This window comes from Mesorhizobium sp. J18 (genome assembly GCF_007829525.1).
Taxonomy (GTDB): domain Bacteria; phylum Pseudomonadota; class Alphaproteobacteria; order Rhizobiales; family Rhizobiaceae; genus VLJP01.
Genome location: NZ_VLJP01000055.1, coordinates 1 through 13,949, shown reverse-complemented (window position 1 = coordinate 13,949; position 13,949 = coordinate 1). Strand labels below are relative to the sequence as shown.

Annotated in this window: 19 protein-coding genes and 1 pseudogene; 3 read left to right on the top strand and 17 right to left on the bottom strand. The window is 68.9% G+C overall.

The window, feature by feature from the left end; all coding sequences use genetic code 11:
* The 6 genes from L598_RS17050 to L598_RS17025 form a co-directional block, all read right to left on the bottom strand.
* On the bottom strand, positions 1 to 269 hold a 269-nt coding region (locus L598_RS17050), incomplete at its 3' end, for a hypothetical protein (protein ID WP_210245018.1).
* Entirely contained in the window at positions 262 to 390 is a 129-nt protein-coding gene (locus tag L598_RS21925) for a hypothetical protein (protein WP_255453286.1), read from the bottom strand. The genes L598_RS21925 and L598_RS17050, both read right to left, overlap by 8 nt.
* Before the next feature lie 98 nt (positions 391 to 488).
* Positions 489 to 944, bottom strand: a complete 456-nt coding sequence (locus L598_RS17040) for a hypothetical protein (RefSeq protein ID WP_144864471.1) — start codon at positions 942 to 944, stop codon at positions 489 to 491.
* 2 nt (positions 945 to 946) lie between these two features.
* Positions 947 to 1,888 carry a phage tail tube protein gene (locus tag L598_RS17035; RefSeq protein ID WP_144864469.1) on the bottom strand — a complete coding sequence of 314 codons (942 nt, stop codon included), beginning with the start codon at positions 1,886 to 1,888 and terminating at the stop codon, positions 947 to 949.
* Positions 1,889 to 1,912: 24 nt separating this feature from the next.
* Entirely contained in the window at positions 1,913 to 2,332 is a 420-nt protein-coding gene (locus L598_RS17030) for an acyl-CoA transferase (protein ID WP_144864467.1), read from the bottom strand.
* Positions 2,333 to 2,423: 91 nt separating this feature from the next.
* Complete coding sequence (locus L598_RS17025; RefSeq protein WP_013654510.1) at positions 2,424 to 2,786, bottom strand: metalloregulator ArsR/SmtB family transcription factor; 363 nt, start codon at positions 2,784 to 2,786, stop codon at positions 2,424 to 2,426.
* A gap of 47 nt (positions 2,787 to 2,833) precedes the next feature.
* On the opposite strand from L598_RS17025, the gene L598_RS17020 reads away from it, so the two are divergent.
* Entirely contained in the window at positions 2,834 to 3,700 is an 867-nt protein-coding gene (locus L598_RS17020) for a cation transporter (RefSeq protein WP_186445076.1), read from the top strand.
* Between the two features lie 69 nt (positions 3,701 to 3,769).
* On the opposite strand, the gene L598_RS17015 is transcribed toward L598_RS17020, so the two are convergent.
* The 9 genes from L598_RS17015 to L598_RS16975 form a co-directional block, all read right to left on the bottom strand.
* On the bottom strand, positions 3,770 to 4,399 hold the full coding sequence (locus L598_RS17015) for a DUF6441 family protein (protein WP_144864465.1): 630 nt from the start codon (positions 4,397 to 4,399) through the stop codon (positions 3,770 to 3,772).
* A gap of 5 nt (positions 4,400 to 4,404) precedes the next feature.
* The gene (locus L598_RS17010; protein WP_144864463.1) at positions 4,405 to 4,716 is read right to left on the bottom strand and encodes a hypothetical protein; all 312 of its coding nucleotides are present in this window, start codon (positions 4,714 to 4,716) and stop codon (positions 4,405 to 4,407) included.
* Positions 4,716 to 5,051, bottom strand: a complete 336-nt coding sequence (locus L598_RS17005) for a DUF2190 family protein (RefSeq protein WP_144864461.1) — start codon at positions 5,049 to 5,051, stop codon at positions 4,716 to 4,718. The genes L598_RS17010 and L598_RS17005 overlap by 1 nt, the downstream gene beginning before the upstream one ends.
* A gap of 15 nt (positions 5,052 to 5,066) precedes the next feature.
* Positions 5,067 to 5,639 (bottom strand): HNH endonuclease signature motif containing protein, encoded by a 573-nt coding sequence (locus L598_RS17000; protein WP_144864459.1) that lies wholly within the window; start codon positions 5,637 to 5,639, stop codon positions 5,067 to 5,069.
* Positions 5,640 to 5,654: 15 nt separating this feature from the next.
* Entirely contained in the window at positions 5,655 to 7,688 is a 2,034-nt protein-coding gene (locus L598_RS16995; protein ID WP_144864457.1) for a prohead protease/major capsid protein fusion protein, read from the bottom strand.
* Positions 7,689 to 7,693: 5 nt separating this feature from the next.
* Entirely contained in the window at positions 7,694 to 9,250 is a 1,557-nt protein-coding gene (locus L598_RS16990; RefSeq protein ID WP_144864455.1) for a phage portal protein, read from the bottom strand.
* Positions 9,250 to 9,456 (bottom strand): hypothetical protein, encoded by a 207-nt coding sequence (locus L598_RS16985; protein WP_036751162.1) that lies wholly within the window; start codon positions 9,454 to 9,456, stop codon positions 9,250 to 9,252. The genes L598_RS16990 and L598_RS16985 overlap by 1 nt, the downstream gene beginning before the upstream one ends.
* A gap of 82 nt (positions 9,457 to 9,538) precedes the next feature.
* Positions 9,539 to 11,542 carry a phage terminase large subunit family protein gene (locus L598_RS16980; protein WP_144864453.1) on the bottom strand — a complete coding sequence of 668 codons (2,004 nt, stop codon included), beginning with the start codon at positions 11,540 to 11,542 and terminating at the stop codon, positions 9,539 to 9,541.
* Positions 11,490 to 12,077, bottom strand: coding sequence for a hypothetical protein (locus tag L598_RS16975; protein WP_246658807.1), 588 nt, complete (start codon positions 12,075 to 12,077; stop codon positions 11,490 to 11,492). Before L598_RS16975 ends, L598_RS16980 begins: the two co-directional genes overlap by 53 nt.
* 122 nt (positions 12,078 to 12,199) lie before the next feature.
* On the opposite strand from L598_RS16975, the gene L598_RS16970 reads away from it, so the two are divergent.
* Both L598_RS16970 and L598_RS16965 read left to right on the top strand, forming a co-directional pair.
* Positions 12,200 to 12,472, top strand: a complete 273-nt coding sequence (locus L598_RS16970) for a hypothetical protein (RefSeq protein ID WP_066813809.1) — start codon at positions 12,200 to 12,202, stop codon at positions 12,470 to 12,472.
* A 95-nt stretch (positions 12,473 to 12,567) separates the two neighbouring features.
* Positions 12,568 to 13,137 carry a DUF3489 domain-containing protein gene (locus L598_RS16965; protein WP_144864449.1) on the top strand — a complete coding sequence of 190 codons (570 nt, stop codon included), beginning with the start codon at positions 12,568 to 12,570 and terminating at the stop codon, positions 13,135 to 13,137.
* A gap of 53 nt (positions 13,138 to 13,190) precedes the next feature.
* Here L598_RS16965 and L598_RS16960 read toward each other — a convergent pair whose 3' ends face one another.
* On the bottom strand, positions 13,191 to 13,415 hold the full coding sequence (locus L598_RS16960) for a hypothetical protein (protein ID WP_144864447.1): 225 nt from the start codon (positions 13,413 to 13,415) through the stop codon (positions 13,191 to 13,193).
* A pseudogene (locus L598_RS21500) lies at positions 13,412 to 13,949 on the bottom strand (hypothetical protein); the annotation flags it as partial. The gene L598_RS16960 and the pseudogene L598_RS21500, both read right to left, overlap by 4 nt.

Below are 13,949 nucleotides of genomic sequence, written 5' to 3'. Positions count from 1 at the left end.
ATCGAGGCGACGGTGGTGCCGAGCGACTGAGCCAGCTTCGCCTGCGCATCGACCGTCTGCAGGCCGGACCGGATCATCGCCACACCAGCAGCGGCTGCCGCGACCCGGACCCGGCGCGAGAAAGCCGCGAGCCGGGCGTTTGCCGCTTCCATCTCCCGGCTCAGCCGTCCGAAGCCACGCGATCCGGCTTCGCCGACGCCTTCCAGTTCGGCGCGCACCTGTCGCCCGCCCACGGCCGCAAGGCGGACGGACACACGCTTTTCAGCCATTGGGGCGTTCCATCTGTTCGTTGAGCTTGGCCACCATCACCGCTTCGATGACGGGCAGCAGTTCGGCCATGGCGAGCGGCGGTACGCCGAGGGCGTCACCGAGCGCCAGCGCTGCCGACATGTCCCATCCGATCACCGCGCCGGGCAGCACACGCAGCTGGCCGCCGAGGCGTCCGACGAGGTCCCAGACCTGCCAGCCCTCATGGGTCAGCGGCCGGTTCAGCCGCGCCGGGCAGTTCGGGCAGGCTTGCTCGCGGCCCTCGTAGGGTGCGCAGGCTTCGCAGTAGCGCTCGCCCCCGCCGAAGGACCATTCGGCGAGGGCGCGGAGGCGTTTTTTTCCTGCTCCAGAAGCAGGCCCTTCGAGACGTAGGTCAGCTGGAACGCCTCGAAGATCGGCCAGATGTCGAGCAGCGCGTCGATGGCCTCCGGGCTCGGGTCGATAGGCTTGCTGTCGGCGTCGCCGATGCCCTCCCAGGCGAGCACCGCCCGCCGCGCCAGCGCCTTGGCGAAGGCGACCGCGCGTTCCTCGTCGGAAGCCTCCTCAGGCACAGCCTCGACGGCCGGATCGCTGCGCGTCGCCACCATCAGGGCGGTGGTCAGCGGGCGCAGCTGCACCCGCACGCCGGCGGCGAGGTCGTGCCAGCGCGGCGCGTTGGTCAGGTCGAGCGTCAGCATCGTCAATACACCTCTATGTCGTTGATCAGGGTTGCGGTGCACATCCGGCCGACGACGCTGTCGCGCGCGGCCTGCCAGTCGAAGGTCGCCTGCACGCCCTGCGGCCCGGAAATCTCGATGCGCGGACGCGGCAGGTAGACGGCGTGCACGGTGAAGGTGAAGCTCTCGCCGGACGGCAGGACGTAGGCGAATTCCATCTCGCAGGCCTCGCCGTTGATGGCCTGCGTCACCAGCGTCTGGTCGGCGAAGCGCACCTCTATCCGGCCGGTCAGCGCGGCGATGGACGGGTCCGCGCCGTCGATGCGACCATCGTTCCGGATGGTCTCGATCCGGTCGAGGTTGTTGGCGTACGTGATCTCGGCCGAGACCACATTCCCCAAGGCGGTCCCATTGCGGGTAATCGCCCCGTTGAAATGCCCGAAGCGCTTAAGCTCCAGCGCAGCGGGTGTTCCGGCGCTGGTGGTCGTGCCCACCGTCTCGCCCTGCGCCACCAGCCGGGCCGTCGCGGTCAGGAGGCCGGAGCGCTGCATCTGCCAGGTGATCTGGTCGAGCACGCATCCGGAATACATCGCGTACCGCGGCACCTCGGGCATGCCGGTCTCGATCGACATGCTGGGCAGTGTCCAGGACCCCGACTGGAACTCGTGGCTGTACGGGGCCTCGACGCCCGTAGTCGTGGGCGCGCCGAAGGCCGCCTTGAGCCAGAAGCCCAAGGCCTCGGCGTCGAGCGGCACGACGACGTCGCCATCGGCCGTCACCGCGTCCTTGATCGGCGCCAGCGGATCGCGGCCATAGCCGAGCAGCTCCGAGTTCAGCAGCGGCTGCTCGGCGCCGAGCGACGTGCTGGCGAAGGGCATGCGGGTGAAGCCGCTCGCGGGCGGCGTTCCATAGGTCGTTTCGAACGCAAGCGCCATCAGCGCCCGCGCCCCCTGGGCTCGTGCCATGGTGTTCTCCTCGGGTTGTCGGGGTCAGGCCAGCTGGTCCGCCGTGGAATAGTGCAGGACGACCGGGATCACGGCGGCCTTCAAGCTCGCCGCGCCCTCGACGGGCAGATCGACGGGCCGTGGCGCTTCCGCCTCGACCCAGTCGCAGAGCCCGCCCAGCGTCCGGTCGGCGGCGAGCGCAGCGCCGATGCTGGCCGTCAGCGTGTCGAAGGCGGCGTCACGCGCCGCGCCCTGAACGACGGCCTCGATCTCGGCGCGGTGCTGGTAGTGGTAGCGCAGGGGCGACAGCGTCACCTCCGGCTCGCCCGGCTCGCCATCGCGCAGGATCAGCAGCCCCTCGGCCGGCACGCGCTCGGGCAGCACCTCGCCGCGGAGCGCGGTGGCGGGCAACGCCAAAAGACGTGCGTGCAGCGCCGCCAGCGTGGCCTCGCGTGTACTGGGCATGATGTCACCGAAGAAAATCCGAATGGCACAGCACCGGGCGTCGTCGCCCGGTCTTGATCGTAGGCCAACGACGGCGGACGTCCGCCGTCGATCAGACCGTGCCCGTTCCTTTGAAATTCTCGCACGAGTCAACGCCCCGAGCGGTCCCGGCCAGGAGGTCGTCGGCCAGCCTCATCAGTTCGTCCAAGCGCGGATCGCTCAACCGATACCGGACGAACCGACCGTCCGGTTCTCCGACAACCAGCCCGCATTCGCTCAGGCACCGCAGGTGGTTTGAGGCGTTCGACTGCGACAGGCCGGTGGCGCCAACGATCTCCCCAACCGAAAGCGGGCCGTCACGCAGAGCGGCCAAAATCGACATGCGCGAGAAGTCAGCCAAGCCGCGGAAAAGCTTCGCCCGCAACTCGACGACTTGAGCATCAGCCTGCTGAAGGATTCCGGTCTCGCTCGACATATCAGTCTGCAATGATATATAGCCTCGTCTGTCCACGGAAGATCGTAATGAGCGAAACGGCCACAATGAGCAACGCTGAGCACGCGCGCTACAGAGTCACCGGCATGGACTGCCCGTCATGCGCCGCGAAGATCGAGAAGGCGGTGCGGTCGGCCGGGGTCGAGGACGTGAAAGTCTCGACTGCCACGCAGATCATGACGGTGCATGTATCCGACCTGAGTTTGCAGCTGCCCGAAGTGGAGCGTGCGGTGTCGGGCATCGGCTACCGACTGGATCGGCTGGGCGGACCCGAAGCTGATCACGAGGGAGACATCGACGATCTTCCGAAGGACTTGAGCCATATCACCCCGGCCTACCGGCGTGCGCTGTGGATCGTGATCGTGCTGAACGTGGGCTACGGCCTCATCGAGATGGTTGGCGGCTTCATTTCCGGATCGCAGGCCCTGAAAGCCGATGCGCTCGATTTCCTCGGCGATGGCCTGATCACCTTCCTTGGGATTCTGGCGATCGGCTGGAGCCTGGTCTGGCGAGCCCGTTCCGCTCTGATCCAAGGCTTGTTTCTCGGGGCGCTCGGTCTCGGGGTCCTCGCCAACACGGCCTACCGCGTACTGGTTCAGCAGCAGCCTGAAGCTGAACTGATGGGCCTGTTCGCCGTGATCGCGCTCGTGGTCAACGTGGTTGCCGTTCTGCCGTTGCTGCCCCACCGGGCCGGAGATGCCAACGTTCGGGCCGTCTGGCTGTTCTCGCGCAACGACGCCATCGGCAATGCGGCCGTGGTTGTGGCCGCGGCCCTCGTCGCGTGGCTGGGCAGCGCATGGCCCGACCTGATCGTCGCGTTCGGGATTGCGGGACTATTCCTGCATTCGTCCTGGTCGATTATCCGCGACGCGCGGGCTGATCTGAAGACAACTTGATGCTATCAGTTCGAAGCGGCCTTCGCGGACATCGTCGAATAAGCGCAAGGCCCGCCACAGCAGTCATCTTCAGAACCTCTGCTCCACCCAGCTCGCCACGATCAGCCCCGGCACACCGTCTACTGCGCGCTCCGCATCCCGCGCCAGGTCCAGCCGCTTCGGCAGCTTCACCTGCGGCACCAGCAGGAAGATCGGCGCGGTGACCTTGCCGTGCCCGGTCTTGGAGCGCGACTCGACCGCCTGACCCTTCGTGTTCAGCCGTCCCTCCGCTACCAGCAGGCTGGGGCCCATCCGGCGATAGACGAAGCGCAGGCGCAGACCGCGTCGCCGTTCCCATTCCCCAGGCGTGATCCGGCCGCCGCGCAGGGACTTGCCCGCGGCGGGCAGCGGGATCGCCAGCCAGAACCCGTCTTTGGAGCGGATCAGCGGGCCGGTGACGTGGGCGCCGACGATCACCGGAGCCTTCGACCAGACCAGCGCCGCCGCGTCCAGGCTCTCGCCCGACCTCGGGAAGTTCTGGCTTCGGATCGAGTTGGCGAGCCGGGGCCCGAGCCCCGCGCCAGTGATCTGCAGGCGCCAGGCGCTCTTCAGCCCCGTCCCGGCTTCGCGCATGGCCGCCGTCACCGCGCGTTCGCCCGCCGCGACCTCGGCCGCCATCATCGCGACGATGTCGGGATCGATGTCGAGCTTCAGCTTCATGGCCGTCACGCAGGCCTCAGATCGACGGTCCAGACCAGCCGCTCGCGGTCGCGCACGGGCTCGCCCTGAATGAGGAAGGCGTCGCCGTCGATTTCGATCCGGTCGCCGGGACGCGGGTTCGCCACCTCGGCGACGCGCAGGTCGATGCGAGTCGTTTCCGACCAAAGCCGCGCATCGCCGAAGTCGGAGACGACATCCGCGCGCCGGGCGACGACGCGTACCAACGCGGGCGTACCGCCGTCGGCGATGTAGACCGCGTCCCGGCCGATGTTCGGATCGGCGAAGAGCGCGCCCACGGCGGCGGCGAAGGCGCTCATCAGAAGGCCGCGTTCAGGCGCACCCGGCCGATGGTGTCGCCCGCGCCGCCAGCCACCGCCTCGGTCGCAACGCCGATCTGCGTGTTGTCGGTCGCGACCGTCGTGCAGCGCTTGTTCGTGTCGTCCCAGTAGACCTTGGCGCCGACGGTCCAGGCCTGGGAGCCGACCTTGGTGATGTCGAAGATGCCGACGAGCGCGGTCTCGACGGGCTCGCCGAGGGCGGCGTCTCCGGCGGCGACGCCGAAGATGGAGCCGACGAGCAGGCCATCACCGGAGGCGACGGCATAGGGCGCGGTCAGGGTGATGGTGTTGCCGGGCTGGACGAAGTTTTTCATGGCGAGGATCCTTTCTCAGACGCGCTGATTGGTCAGGTGTTTTCGGATGCGGCCTGTTTTCAGGGCCGCGACGTGGCTGACGGTCACGCCGAACGCCCCGGCGTCCTCCCGGCGGGAGAACCCGGCGCGGAGGCAGTCGAGCATCCGGCTGCATTGGCGATCGGTCAGGCGCGAGAGATGCGAGCGGTCGCCGCAGTGCATCGTGCCGTGATCGCGCTTGTGCTCTATGTTCTCGCGCTGCGTGACATAGGCGAGGTTCTCGACCCGGTTGTTGGACTTGTCTCCATCGAGATGGGCGACGACCAGTCCCTCCGGTCGCGACCCCAGGAACGTGGTCGCGACCAGAATGTGCAGGGCGATCCGCTGGCGGTTGCCTTCGCCGTCGCGGACCAGCGTGTGGTGCAGATACCCCTCCGGGTCACGCCACGGCTGCCTCAGCGTCCAGTCGCGGCAATCCAGCCAGCGAGACCACGCACCGCGAGGGATCCTGCCCTTGCGATGCGCGCTCCAGACCCGACCGGTCCGGTCGATGTGGTATCCGGGGAAACCGGGGATCGGCACCGCGCCCTGTCGATCATCGATCGTCATGGGAGCCAGCCGGACCTACGCCCCAGGATTTTTGTAGAGGCCGCGCCAGTCGATGGCCTTGGCGCCGAAGTCGAGGCGGCACTTGATCTCGACGCCGTCGACGTCGAAGCCGTTGCGCGTCTCGATGTAGGCGCCCTGTTGGCCCTCGAGATAGGCGTACTCGATGGTGTCGATCTGGTTCGGGCTCGCGGCCAGATACCAGGCGGTCTCGCTGGCCGCGTCGAGCCGGGGCTCGCTGATCGGTGCCAGCGTCCGGATCGACTGCGGCACCACGCTGGACGTCGCGGCGGGCACCAGGTTCTGGGCGACGAGCTGCTCGGCCTTCAGTTCCAGCGATGCGGGCACGATCAGGAAGGCGGGCCGAACGTTCAGCACCGTCTTCTTGTCGAGCCCCGTCTGCTTGGCCATCGCTGCGCGGGCCGCGCCCACCGCATCGACCGCCAGCGCCGCGCCGGTGCCCGCGAGGTTCTTGTGTGTGGTGTGGAAGAGCGCGTTGCCGTCGGCCATCGCCGGGTTGGCGGTGATGATGCCCCAGACCACGTCCGACTCCAGCTGGGCGATGGAGTTGCCGTACATCGCCGGGATGCGGGTGAAGGCGTCGAGATCGTCGTTGATCAGCGTCTGGCGGGTGATCGCGACCACCCGGCCGTAGGTCTTGACCTTGTAGCTCTCCTTCGACTCCCCAAGCGTGCCGCGCTTGAACTCGCCGCTCTCGCCCACTTCCAGAAGCTGCGGCGCCTCGCCGAGCTGGACCCGGTGCATGGACTTGAAGTCGGTCGCCAGCACCTGGCGGCAGAAGAGCGCGAAAGTGCGGGGATAGGCGTCATAGGCCTGCCGCAGGGTCTTGTTGGTCACGGCCGACAGGATCTCGGGAAAGTCCGAGGTCGAGTGCAGCGCCCGCGTCGCCACCTCGTCGCGCGACAGGCCGCGCGTGTTGACCCCGGCATTGCCGAGGCTTTCGCGGGCCAGTTCCAAGAGCGTCATGCCGCGGTACTGGCGAGCGGCATCCTCCAGCGGAAACAGCGTCGGGCTGTAGCGGTGCAAGAGCGCGTTTGCCACGGCGTCGCGGCGGGTGATCCGCTCGTCCCGGCCGCCGAGGGGGACCGAGACATGCGGGAATGTCCGGGTCTCGTCGGATTTCGCTGCGACCTGGTCGAGGATCAGGCGGCGGGACTCGTCGACGCTGACGCCGCGCTTGACCAGATCCTCGGCGAAGCTGCGCTCGAGGTTCAGGCGACCGGTCAGATCGTAAATGGTGGAGACGCGGTCGCGTTCGGCCTCGCGGGCACGGGTTGCGACGGCCTCGGTGTCGGGCGGGGTCACTGGTGCGCCCTGCGGCAGCGCGCGCGTCTCGACGGCGCGCGCCTGCGGTTCGGCCGCGGGATTTGTGGGGTCGGTCATCTGGGTCTCCTCGGTCGCATGGGGTTCAGCGGCCGCTGCGGCCGGGGTCTGGGTCGGGTCGGTCATCGGGGATGCTCCTTGTCGGGGGGTGGAAGCGTCCCGGCGATGAAGGACGCAGTCGTGAAGAGGTTGCTGAGCGCGGAAACCGGCGGCGGGGTCGGCGCCGACAGCGACGGCGGAGACCTCGAAGGGGGTCCAGTCCACCGCGCGCCAGAGTTCGCGGGCGGCCTCGGGTTTCGAGACCTCGAAGCGGTGGACCTGGTAGCCGATCGACACCGCCCGGATGTGCCCGGCCTGGATGTCGCGCCAGATCGGCTCGACATCGGCGCGCTCGCTGATCCGCACGAGGGCGATGCCCCGGCCGTTCTCGATCCGCGCCGAACCCGGCACGACCGAGCCGATCACCGCGTCGAGCGTGTCGAGCTCGTGCACCTTCAGGAAGGGTGCGCCCGCGTTCAGCCGGTCGAGCCGGACATGGGCGGGATCGAGGCTCAGTTCCTCGTCATAGGGCTCGCCGAAGAAGGTGGCGCGTCGCACACGGGCCCCCGCCGACCAGACCACCTCGACGGTGCGGCTGTCGGCATCGGCCGTGTTCGGCGCAAGCTCCGCCGACCGGCGCATGGCCGGCAGTTCGATCATCGTGTCCATGAAGGTCAGTCCTGTTGGTCGGCCTGCGCCGGGTCATTGTCCGCGTCGGCGGCTGGGTCGTCGGCGTTGGTGTCGTCGGCGGCGGGATCGGTCGCCGGATCGTTGCTCTGCGCGCTGCCGGTCTTGGTGACCCGCCGCGGGTCGCTGTCGAGCACCAGCCCCAGCGCGTCGAGTTTCGCGTTGGTGGCGGCGATCTCGGCCAGCACCGCGTCCGGGTTGCGGCCCTGCCGGGCGATCACCTCGGCCAGCGTCATGGTGCCGGAGCGGATCGAGAGCAGGTTCGCCATCGCGTCCTTCTGCGGATCGACGGCCTCGAACTTCGGGGGCGACCATTCGACCGGCACGATGGGCGACGGGATCTGCCCCGCCGCCCATGCGGCTTCCGTGAACCAGCGCCAGACCGGCGCGCAGAACATCGGGATGAACAGCTGCCACTGCACGGCGTCGATCTGTCGGCGGAACTCGACGAGCCCCGCCCGGATCGAGGAATAGTTCACCTGGGACAGGTCCCCCGTCAGCAGCTCGTAGGGCACCCGGAAGCCCGCCGAGATCGTGTGCAGGCTCGCTCGCTTGTATTCGCCGTAGCCGCCGGTGGCGGAGGGCTGGTTGAAGCGGATGTCCTTGCCACCGCGCGCATAGGCGATCAACCCCGGTTCGAACTGCTCGACCCGGTTGCCGTCGGCATCGACCACCGAGGGCGCGATGCCCTGCTGCGCCTCGTCGTCGCCGAAGACGATGGCGGTGACGCAGGCCTCGGTCTTCTTGCGGACCAGTTCGGCCACCTCGTAGTCGTCGAGATCGCGCAAGCTGCGGATCACCGGCGCGCCCCAGGGAACGCCACGCGCCTGCGTGCGCTGCTTCTCGTAGACATGGGCGATCTCGGTCGCTGGCACCGGGCGGCTCTGCAACCCTTTCTGCAAGGCCCCGTAGGCGTCGCCCGGATGTTCGGCATGGAGCCAGTAGGCCCGGCGCTTGCCGACCGGGTCGAACTCGATCCCCTGCACCAGCCGCCCCGCACCGAGCGCGCTAGACTTGGTGGTGTCGAGGAAGTCGGCCTCCAGCACCTGCAGCTGCAGCGGCACGGGCAGACCGTCGCTCGCCCGGCGCAGGCGGCGGCGCACCAGGACCTCGCCCGCCTCGACCATCTCGCGGCAGATCAGCGTCTGCAGGCCGTAGAAGTCGAGCTGGCCGTCGGCGTCGCAGTCCGCCGTCCAGCGCTCGAACAGCGTATCCACCTTCCGGTCCAGCGTGTCGTCGCCGCTGGCGGCGCGGGGCATGATGCCCGCGCCGATGATGTTGTTGACCAGCACCGCCACCGCCTTGGCCGCGTGCGGATTGTTGCGCACCAGATCGCGCATCCGGTCACGCAAGAGCGCCCCGGCCACGCCGATCTCGGTGTCGGCGGAGGATCCCGGCGCGCGCCAGCCCTCGGTTCTCCGCCCACGCGCGGCTCCGTCATAGCCCCGCGTCAGCGTCTCGAAAGCCTGCCGCGCCATCATGCGGCGGGCCGCCATGCGCGGGGCCACCGTGGCGATGGCGTGGTCGAGCCAGGTCGCCGACATCACCGGTCCCCGCGTGAGAAGCCCGCGAGCCCGGCCACCGGCAGCGGCCGCGTGGTGCCCGCGATGGCGCGTTCGATGGTCCGGATGCGGGCCAGCAGATCTTCGGCCGAGCCGTAATCGACGGACTTGCCGTCATAGCTGACCCGGGTCGTGCCGCTGGCATAGGCCCGGCGCAGCGCCGAAAGCTCGGTTTCCGTCCAGTCCATGCCCTTCGCTCCCGCTCAGTGCGTTCGTTCCCTTGCGACGCTCCACTGGAGCCTCGCATCCGCTGTGCGGACCGGTCCTCACTCAGAACCATCCTCCGCGCCGCCCGAGCCAGTCGGAGCGGCGCTTGCCCTGCGGGGCCTGTCCCGGCCGGTTGATCTGTCCCGCGGGATCGGTGTCGGTGGGCGCGGCCCCGAGCTGATCCTCGAGATCGCGCCATTTCTCCTCGGGCCAGCGGTCCGCGCCCGCGATCCAGGCGGCGGCGCGGGCATAGACCCGGCAATCCAGCGCCTCGTTGCGTTCGCGCAGCTTCTGCCATTCCAGCCGGGCGAAGCCGCGCTTCGTGCGCACTGTCACCAGTTGCTCGGCCACGAACTGCTTCAGCCATTCGTTCTCGACCCAATGCGGCAGGTGCACCGAGCCGGGCGGGAAGGCCGCGCCATCGGCCATCTCCTCCTCGGTCGGGCGCGCCAGCCGCAGGAAGCGGTAGGTCTCGGCCTTGAAGGTCGACACTGCCACGGTCCAGAGCCGGACCCCGCGGCGCAGACGTTTCCCGCCCTCGGTCGCATCGACGAAGGTCGGGCCCGAGACCGGGCTCGAGCGGTTGAACCCCTCGACACCTTTGACCGGCGACACCTGCCCAAACCCCTGCGCCCGCGACCAGGAGTAGACCGCCGGGGCCTCGTAGCCGGTGTCGATGGCGAACCGTGCGATCCGCAGATGCGCGCCACGTTCATGCCGCCAGCTTCGATCCAGCAGCGCGGTCAGCTCCGACCATGCGTCATGCCGGTCGGGCCCACCCTCGATCACGACGTGATCGACGAGCCAGCTTTCCAGACCACGGCCCCAGGCCCAGACATCGACCTCGATCCGGTCCTTCTGCACGTCGGCCCCGGCGGTCAGGAACAGCCCGCCCGCGGGCACCGTGCCGGAGGTCCAGCGCTCGCGCCGGTCGTAAAGCCGCTGCCAGTCGGGGGCTTCTCCGGTCTCGACCCAGGTCTCGCCGAGGATCGTGTTGCGGAACGCCTTGATCGCCTCGTCCGACCCCTGTGCCGCGTCCCATGCCCGCACGATCCGCTCCCAGCTCAGCCAGCCGATCGGCGAGTAGAGCGCCGAGAGGTGATACCCGACCGTGGTCGGATCGGCGGCCGTGGCGGTCGCCCGCCATTCGCCGCCCTCCAGCATCGCCGTCTTGTGGTGCTCCGCGATGGGCGTCTCGCAGCCGTCGCAGTGATATTCCGCCGTCTCCGGCCGCCCCTTCTGCCAACGCAGGCGGTCGAACTTCAGCCACTGCATCGCGCCGCAATGCGGGCATGGCACGTAGAACCGCCGCTGGTCACTCGCCTCGAATTCCCGCTCGATGCGCGACAGCCCCCGGATGGTGGGCGTCGAGACCAGCAGCACCTTTCGCCGGTGGGCGAAGGTCAATGACCTGGCCTCGGCCAGCGTGACCGGATCGCCTTCCTCGTCGGCCGAGGCCGGATAGGCGTCGACCTCGTCGAGGAAGATGTACCGCGCCGGAGTGGACCGCAGCCCGACCGCCGAGTTGGCCCCCGTCATGATCAGGATGCCGCCCGCGAACTCCTTGGACAGCATGGTGTTGCCCGCGTCGCGGGACCGGGCGGGTTTCACCCGCTCCCGCAGTTCCGGGCTCTCGTCGATCAGCGGGTCGATCCGCTGGCGCGAGTTGCGCTTGGCCAGTTCCACCGTCGGCTGGACTGCCAGCATAGGACCCGGCGCCTGGTGGATGGCGAAGCCGATCCAGTTGTTGCCCGCCTCGGTCGCGCCGACCTGTGCGGCCTTCATGAACACGATCCGCTGCGTGGGATCGCCGGGGCTCAGCCGGTCCATGATCTCGCGCATGTAGGGCGTGCGCAACGTGCGATACCGCCCGGGTTCGGCCGAGGCCCGGCCCGAGAGCATGCGGTGCCGGTCCGCCCATTCCGAGACGGTCAGGTCCGGGTCGGGCCGCAGCCCGCTGCCCCAGGCGCGCAGGATCTCGCCCGCGCCGTCGAAGTCCGTCAGTGCGTCATCATCACCTGAAGTCGGGCCGGACCTCGGCGAGTTCGTCGAGGTGGGCGCGTACATGTTTCTCCAGCACCTTCTGCATCGCGGCTGGCTCCACGGTGATCTGCTGGCCTGTCGCCTCGCTGCACGAGGCCGAGAGCTCGGCCGCCATCAGCGCCGCCGCGCGCGCGGGCCAGTTCACCCATGCGTCCCGTTCCTCCCGCGCCAGTCGGAACACCAGCGCCAGCGCCCGGGCCCGCTCAATCAACTCCCCCTTCAGCTTCTGGAGCCGGATGCGCCGCTCCTGCGCCTTCAGCACCTCGTTCGCCGTCTTGGCCTGCAGGAAGGTCGTGCCGCCGCCGACCGCCGGCACCGCCAGACCCTGTTCGCGCAAGGTGTCGCCGACAGCGGCGACCGCCGCCTCGGGGACGGGCTTTAGCTTCGGCGCGGGCGGCTTTCTCGTCTTGGACGGGTCCGTCGTCTCCGCGCGCCGGGCGTCGCTCGCGGCCGCATTGATGCTGCCGTCGGGATAGAGGACCAGCCGCTCGGCCGTCTTCGCCTTCTGGATCGCACCCCGCGACAGCCCGACATGGGCGGCGTACTGGCGCTCGCTCATGCCCTGCATCGAAAGCTCCGATTATCATTCAGAATCAGGCGCTTATCGAGTTGATAAGCGTCGCGGAGAGAGCGAACTTCACTCCAGCGAAGCGATGCAACTCAACCCAAGGAGCCACCCCGATGACCACCCGTCTGAACCCGATCACCACCCCGCGCCACGAACTCCGTGCCGAGAAGGCGCGCCGGAACAAGGAAGCCGCACTCGCGGCCTTCATCGGCAAGAAGGCAGAGATCGACGAGATGCTCGCCCGCCTGCAGGCGCTCAGCGACGACCATTTCAACTGCCACCCCGACGAGGCGGGCTGGGCCATGGTCGGCACCCTCGAACACTACGCCAGCCTCCTGAAGCGCATCACCGACAGCGCCTTCGGCGAGGGCGAACACGCCCGCTGATCTCCAGCACTGCCGGAACTCCCGCCGCGCGCCCTTCGCGGCTCGGGGTCGTAGAAGGCGCCGCATGTCGCGGGCCCGAATACGGACACGACCCCATGACCAAGCTTTCCGATACCCAAGCCATCATTCTCAGCGCCGCCGCCCAGCGGCCCGAGCACATTGCCCTGCCGCTGCCCGAGAGCCTGCGCGGCGGGGCCGCCGCCAAGGTGGTCGGCGCGATGCTCGCCAAGGGCTTTCTGCAGGAGGTCGACGCCGACCTGCGCAAGGGCGAACCCATGTGGCGCGAGACCGGCGATGGCCACGGCGTCACGCTGGTCGCCACCGACGCGGGCCTCGCCGCCATCGGCATCGAGCCGGAAGGCAGCGACAGCGCGCCCACGGGTGCCGACGCGGCGCCGAACGCGGAGCCCGCGCCGAACACCGCCACAGAACCGGACTCCGCGCCCAAGACGCGCACGCCGCGCGAGGGCACCAAGCAGGCCACGCTGATCGCCATGCTGCGCGCGCCCGGGGGAGCCACCCTCGACGAGATCGTGGCGGCCACGGGATGGTTGTCACACACCGCGAGGGGCGCGATGTCCGGCGCGCTGAAAAAGAAGCTGGGTCTGACGATCACCTCCGACAAGGTCGATGGAAGGGGACGCGTCTACGCCATCCGTGACTGACGCTCTGCAGCGAAACGAACATGTACCGCCGCCCAACGCCGGGCGGCGGTTCTTCATTCGAAGCTCCGCATCCGGATCGTCTCGAACAGCCGCCTCAGCAGGTAGCCGCGCACCAGCGAGACACCGACGAAGGCGAGGCCGATCGTCAGATGCTCCGGGAGCCCCGTCTCGATCCCGAACCACGGGAATACGACGATCTGCGTGGCGATGGCCAAAACGTAGCCGACGACAACGTTTGCCGCGGCCTCGACCATCGACATGGTCCGGCTCTGCTTCATCGCAGGCTCTCCATGAAGGCCGTCACGAACTCCGCCGCGAGCGGCGGAACGATCGCATTGCCGTAGCCCCGCAGCAGCCCCATGCGACCGGGTATCCCATCAGCCAGCGGGAATGTTCCGGGCTCAACGGGCCGCCAGCGGTCATCGCGGCAGAGGAGCCAGTCCGGATCTCGCCAGACGCCGTCCGTCGCATTGGCGCCGGCAGGGTCGGCGCCATCGACCAGTCCACCAGCTTCACCGTCCTGCGGCTCGCATCGGTGTTGCCGGCCGCATTGTATCGCTTCGTGGCGGGCGAGCCCGCCATCGCCGTCGGCCAACCCGCCAGCCAGACCTGTCGGCCGAGCAGCGCATTGATCGGCACCGACCGGCATTCCGATCCGTCCTTGTGATCCCTCGCCGAGGCCGTCGCCCAACCCGCGAGTGACTGCGTCCAAGGCGACGGCGCCGAAGAACAGGCGCTGGCGGATGTGCGGCGCGCCGATGCCCGCAGCCGGCAGATCGTAAGATGCCGCTTCCAGGTCAGCCGCCAGAGCG

Excerpts from the sequence above, each read along its gene's own strand:
- L598_RS16990 (WP_144864455.1), bottom strand. The coding sequence starts at position 9,250 with ATGTCGGCGACCTGGCTCGACCACGCCATCGCCACGGTGGCCCCGCGC.
- L598_RS16980 (WP_144864453.1), bottom strand. The coding sequence starts at position 11,542 with ATGTACGCGCCCACCTCGACGAACTCGCCGAGGTCCGGCCCGACTTCA.
- L598_RS17030 (WP_144864467.1), bottom strand. The coding sequence starts at position 2,332 with ATGCCCAGTACACGCGAGGCCACGCTGGCGGCGCTGCACGCACGTCTT.
- L598_RS16970 (WP_066813809.1), top strand. The coding sequence starts at position 12,200 with ATGACCACCCGTCTGAACCCGATCACCACCCCGCGCCACGAACTCCGT.
- L598_RS17015 (WP_144864465.1), bottom strand. The coding sequence starts at position 4,399 with ATGAAGCTGAAGCTCGACATCGATCCCGACATCGTCGCGATGATGGCG.
- L598_RS16965 (WP_144864449.1), top strand. The coding sequence starts at position 12,568 with ATGACCAAGCTTTCCGATACCCAAGCCATCATTCTCAGCGCCGCCGCC.
- L598_RS17040 (WP_144864471.1), bottom strand. The coding sequence starts at position 944 with ATGCTGACGCTCGACCTGACCAACGCGCCGCGCTGGCACGACCTCGCC.
- L598_RS17005 (WP_144864461.1), bottom strand. The coding sequence starts at position 5,051 with ATGAAAAACTTCGTCCAGCCCGGCAACACCATCACCCTGACCGCGCCC.
- L598_RS16975 (WP_246658807.1), bottom strand. The coding sequence starts at position 12,077 with ATGAGCGAGCGCCAGTACGCCGCCCATGTCGGGCTGTCGCGGGGTGCG.
- L598_RS17010 (WP_144864463.1), bottom strand. The coding sequence starts at position 4,716 with ATGAGCGCCTTCGCCGCCGCCGTGGGCGCGCTCTTCGCCGATCCGAAC.
- L598_RS21925 (WP_255453286.1), bottom strand. The coding sequence starts at position 390 with ATGTCGGCAGCGCTGGCGCTCGGTGACGCCCTCGGCGTACCGCCGCTC.
- L598_RS17020 (WP_186445076.1), top strand. The coding sequence starts at position 2,834 with ATGAGCGAAACGGCCACAATGAGCAACGCTGAGCACGCGCGCTACAGA.
- L598_RS16985 (WP_036751162.1), bottom strand. The coding sequence starts at position 9,456 with ATGGACTGGACGGAAACCGAGCTTTCGGCGCTGCGCCGGGCCTATGCC.
- L598_RS16960 (WP_144864447.1), bottom strand. The coding sequence starts at position 13,415 with ATGAAGCAGAGCCGGACCATGTCGATGGTCGAGGCCGCGGCAAACGTT.
- L598_RS17035 (WP_144864469.1), bottom strand. The coding sequence starts at position 1,888 with ATGGCACGAGCCCAGGGGGCGCGGGCGCTGATGGCGCTTGCGTTCGAA.
- L598_RS17000 (WP_144864459.1), bottom strand. The coding sequence starts at position 5,639 with ATGACGATCGATGATCGACAGGGCGCGGTGCCGATCCCCGGTTTCCCC.
- L598_RS16995 (WP_144864457.1), bottom strand. The coding sequence starts at position 7,688 with ATGGACACGATGATCGAACTGCCGGCCATGCGCCGGTCGGCGGAGCTT.
- L598_RS17025 (WP_013654510.1), bottom strand. The coding sequence starts at position 2,786 with ATGTCGAGCGAGACCGGAATCCTTCAGCAGGCTGATGCTCAAGTCGTC.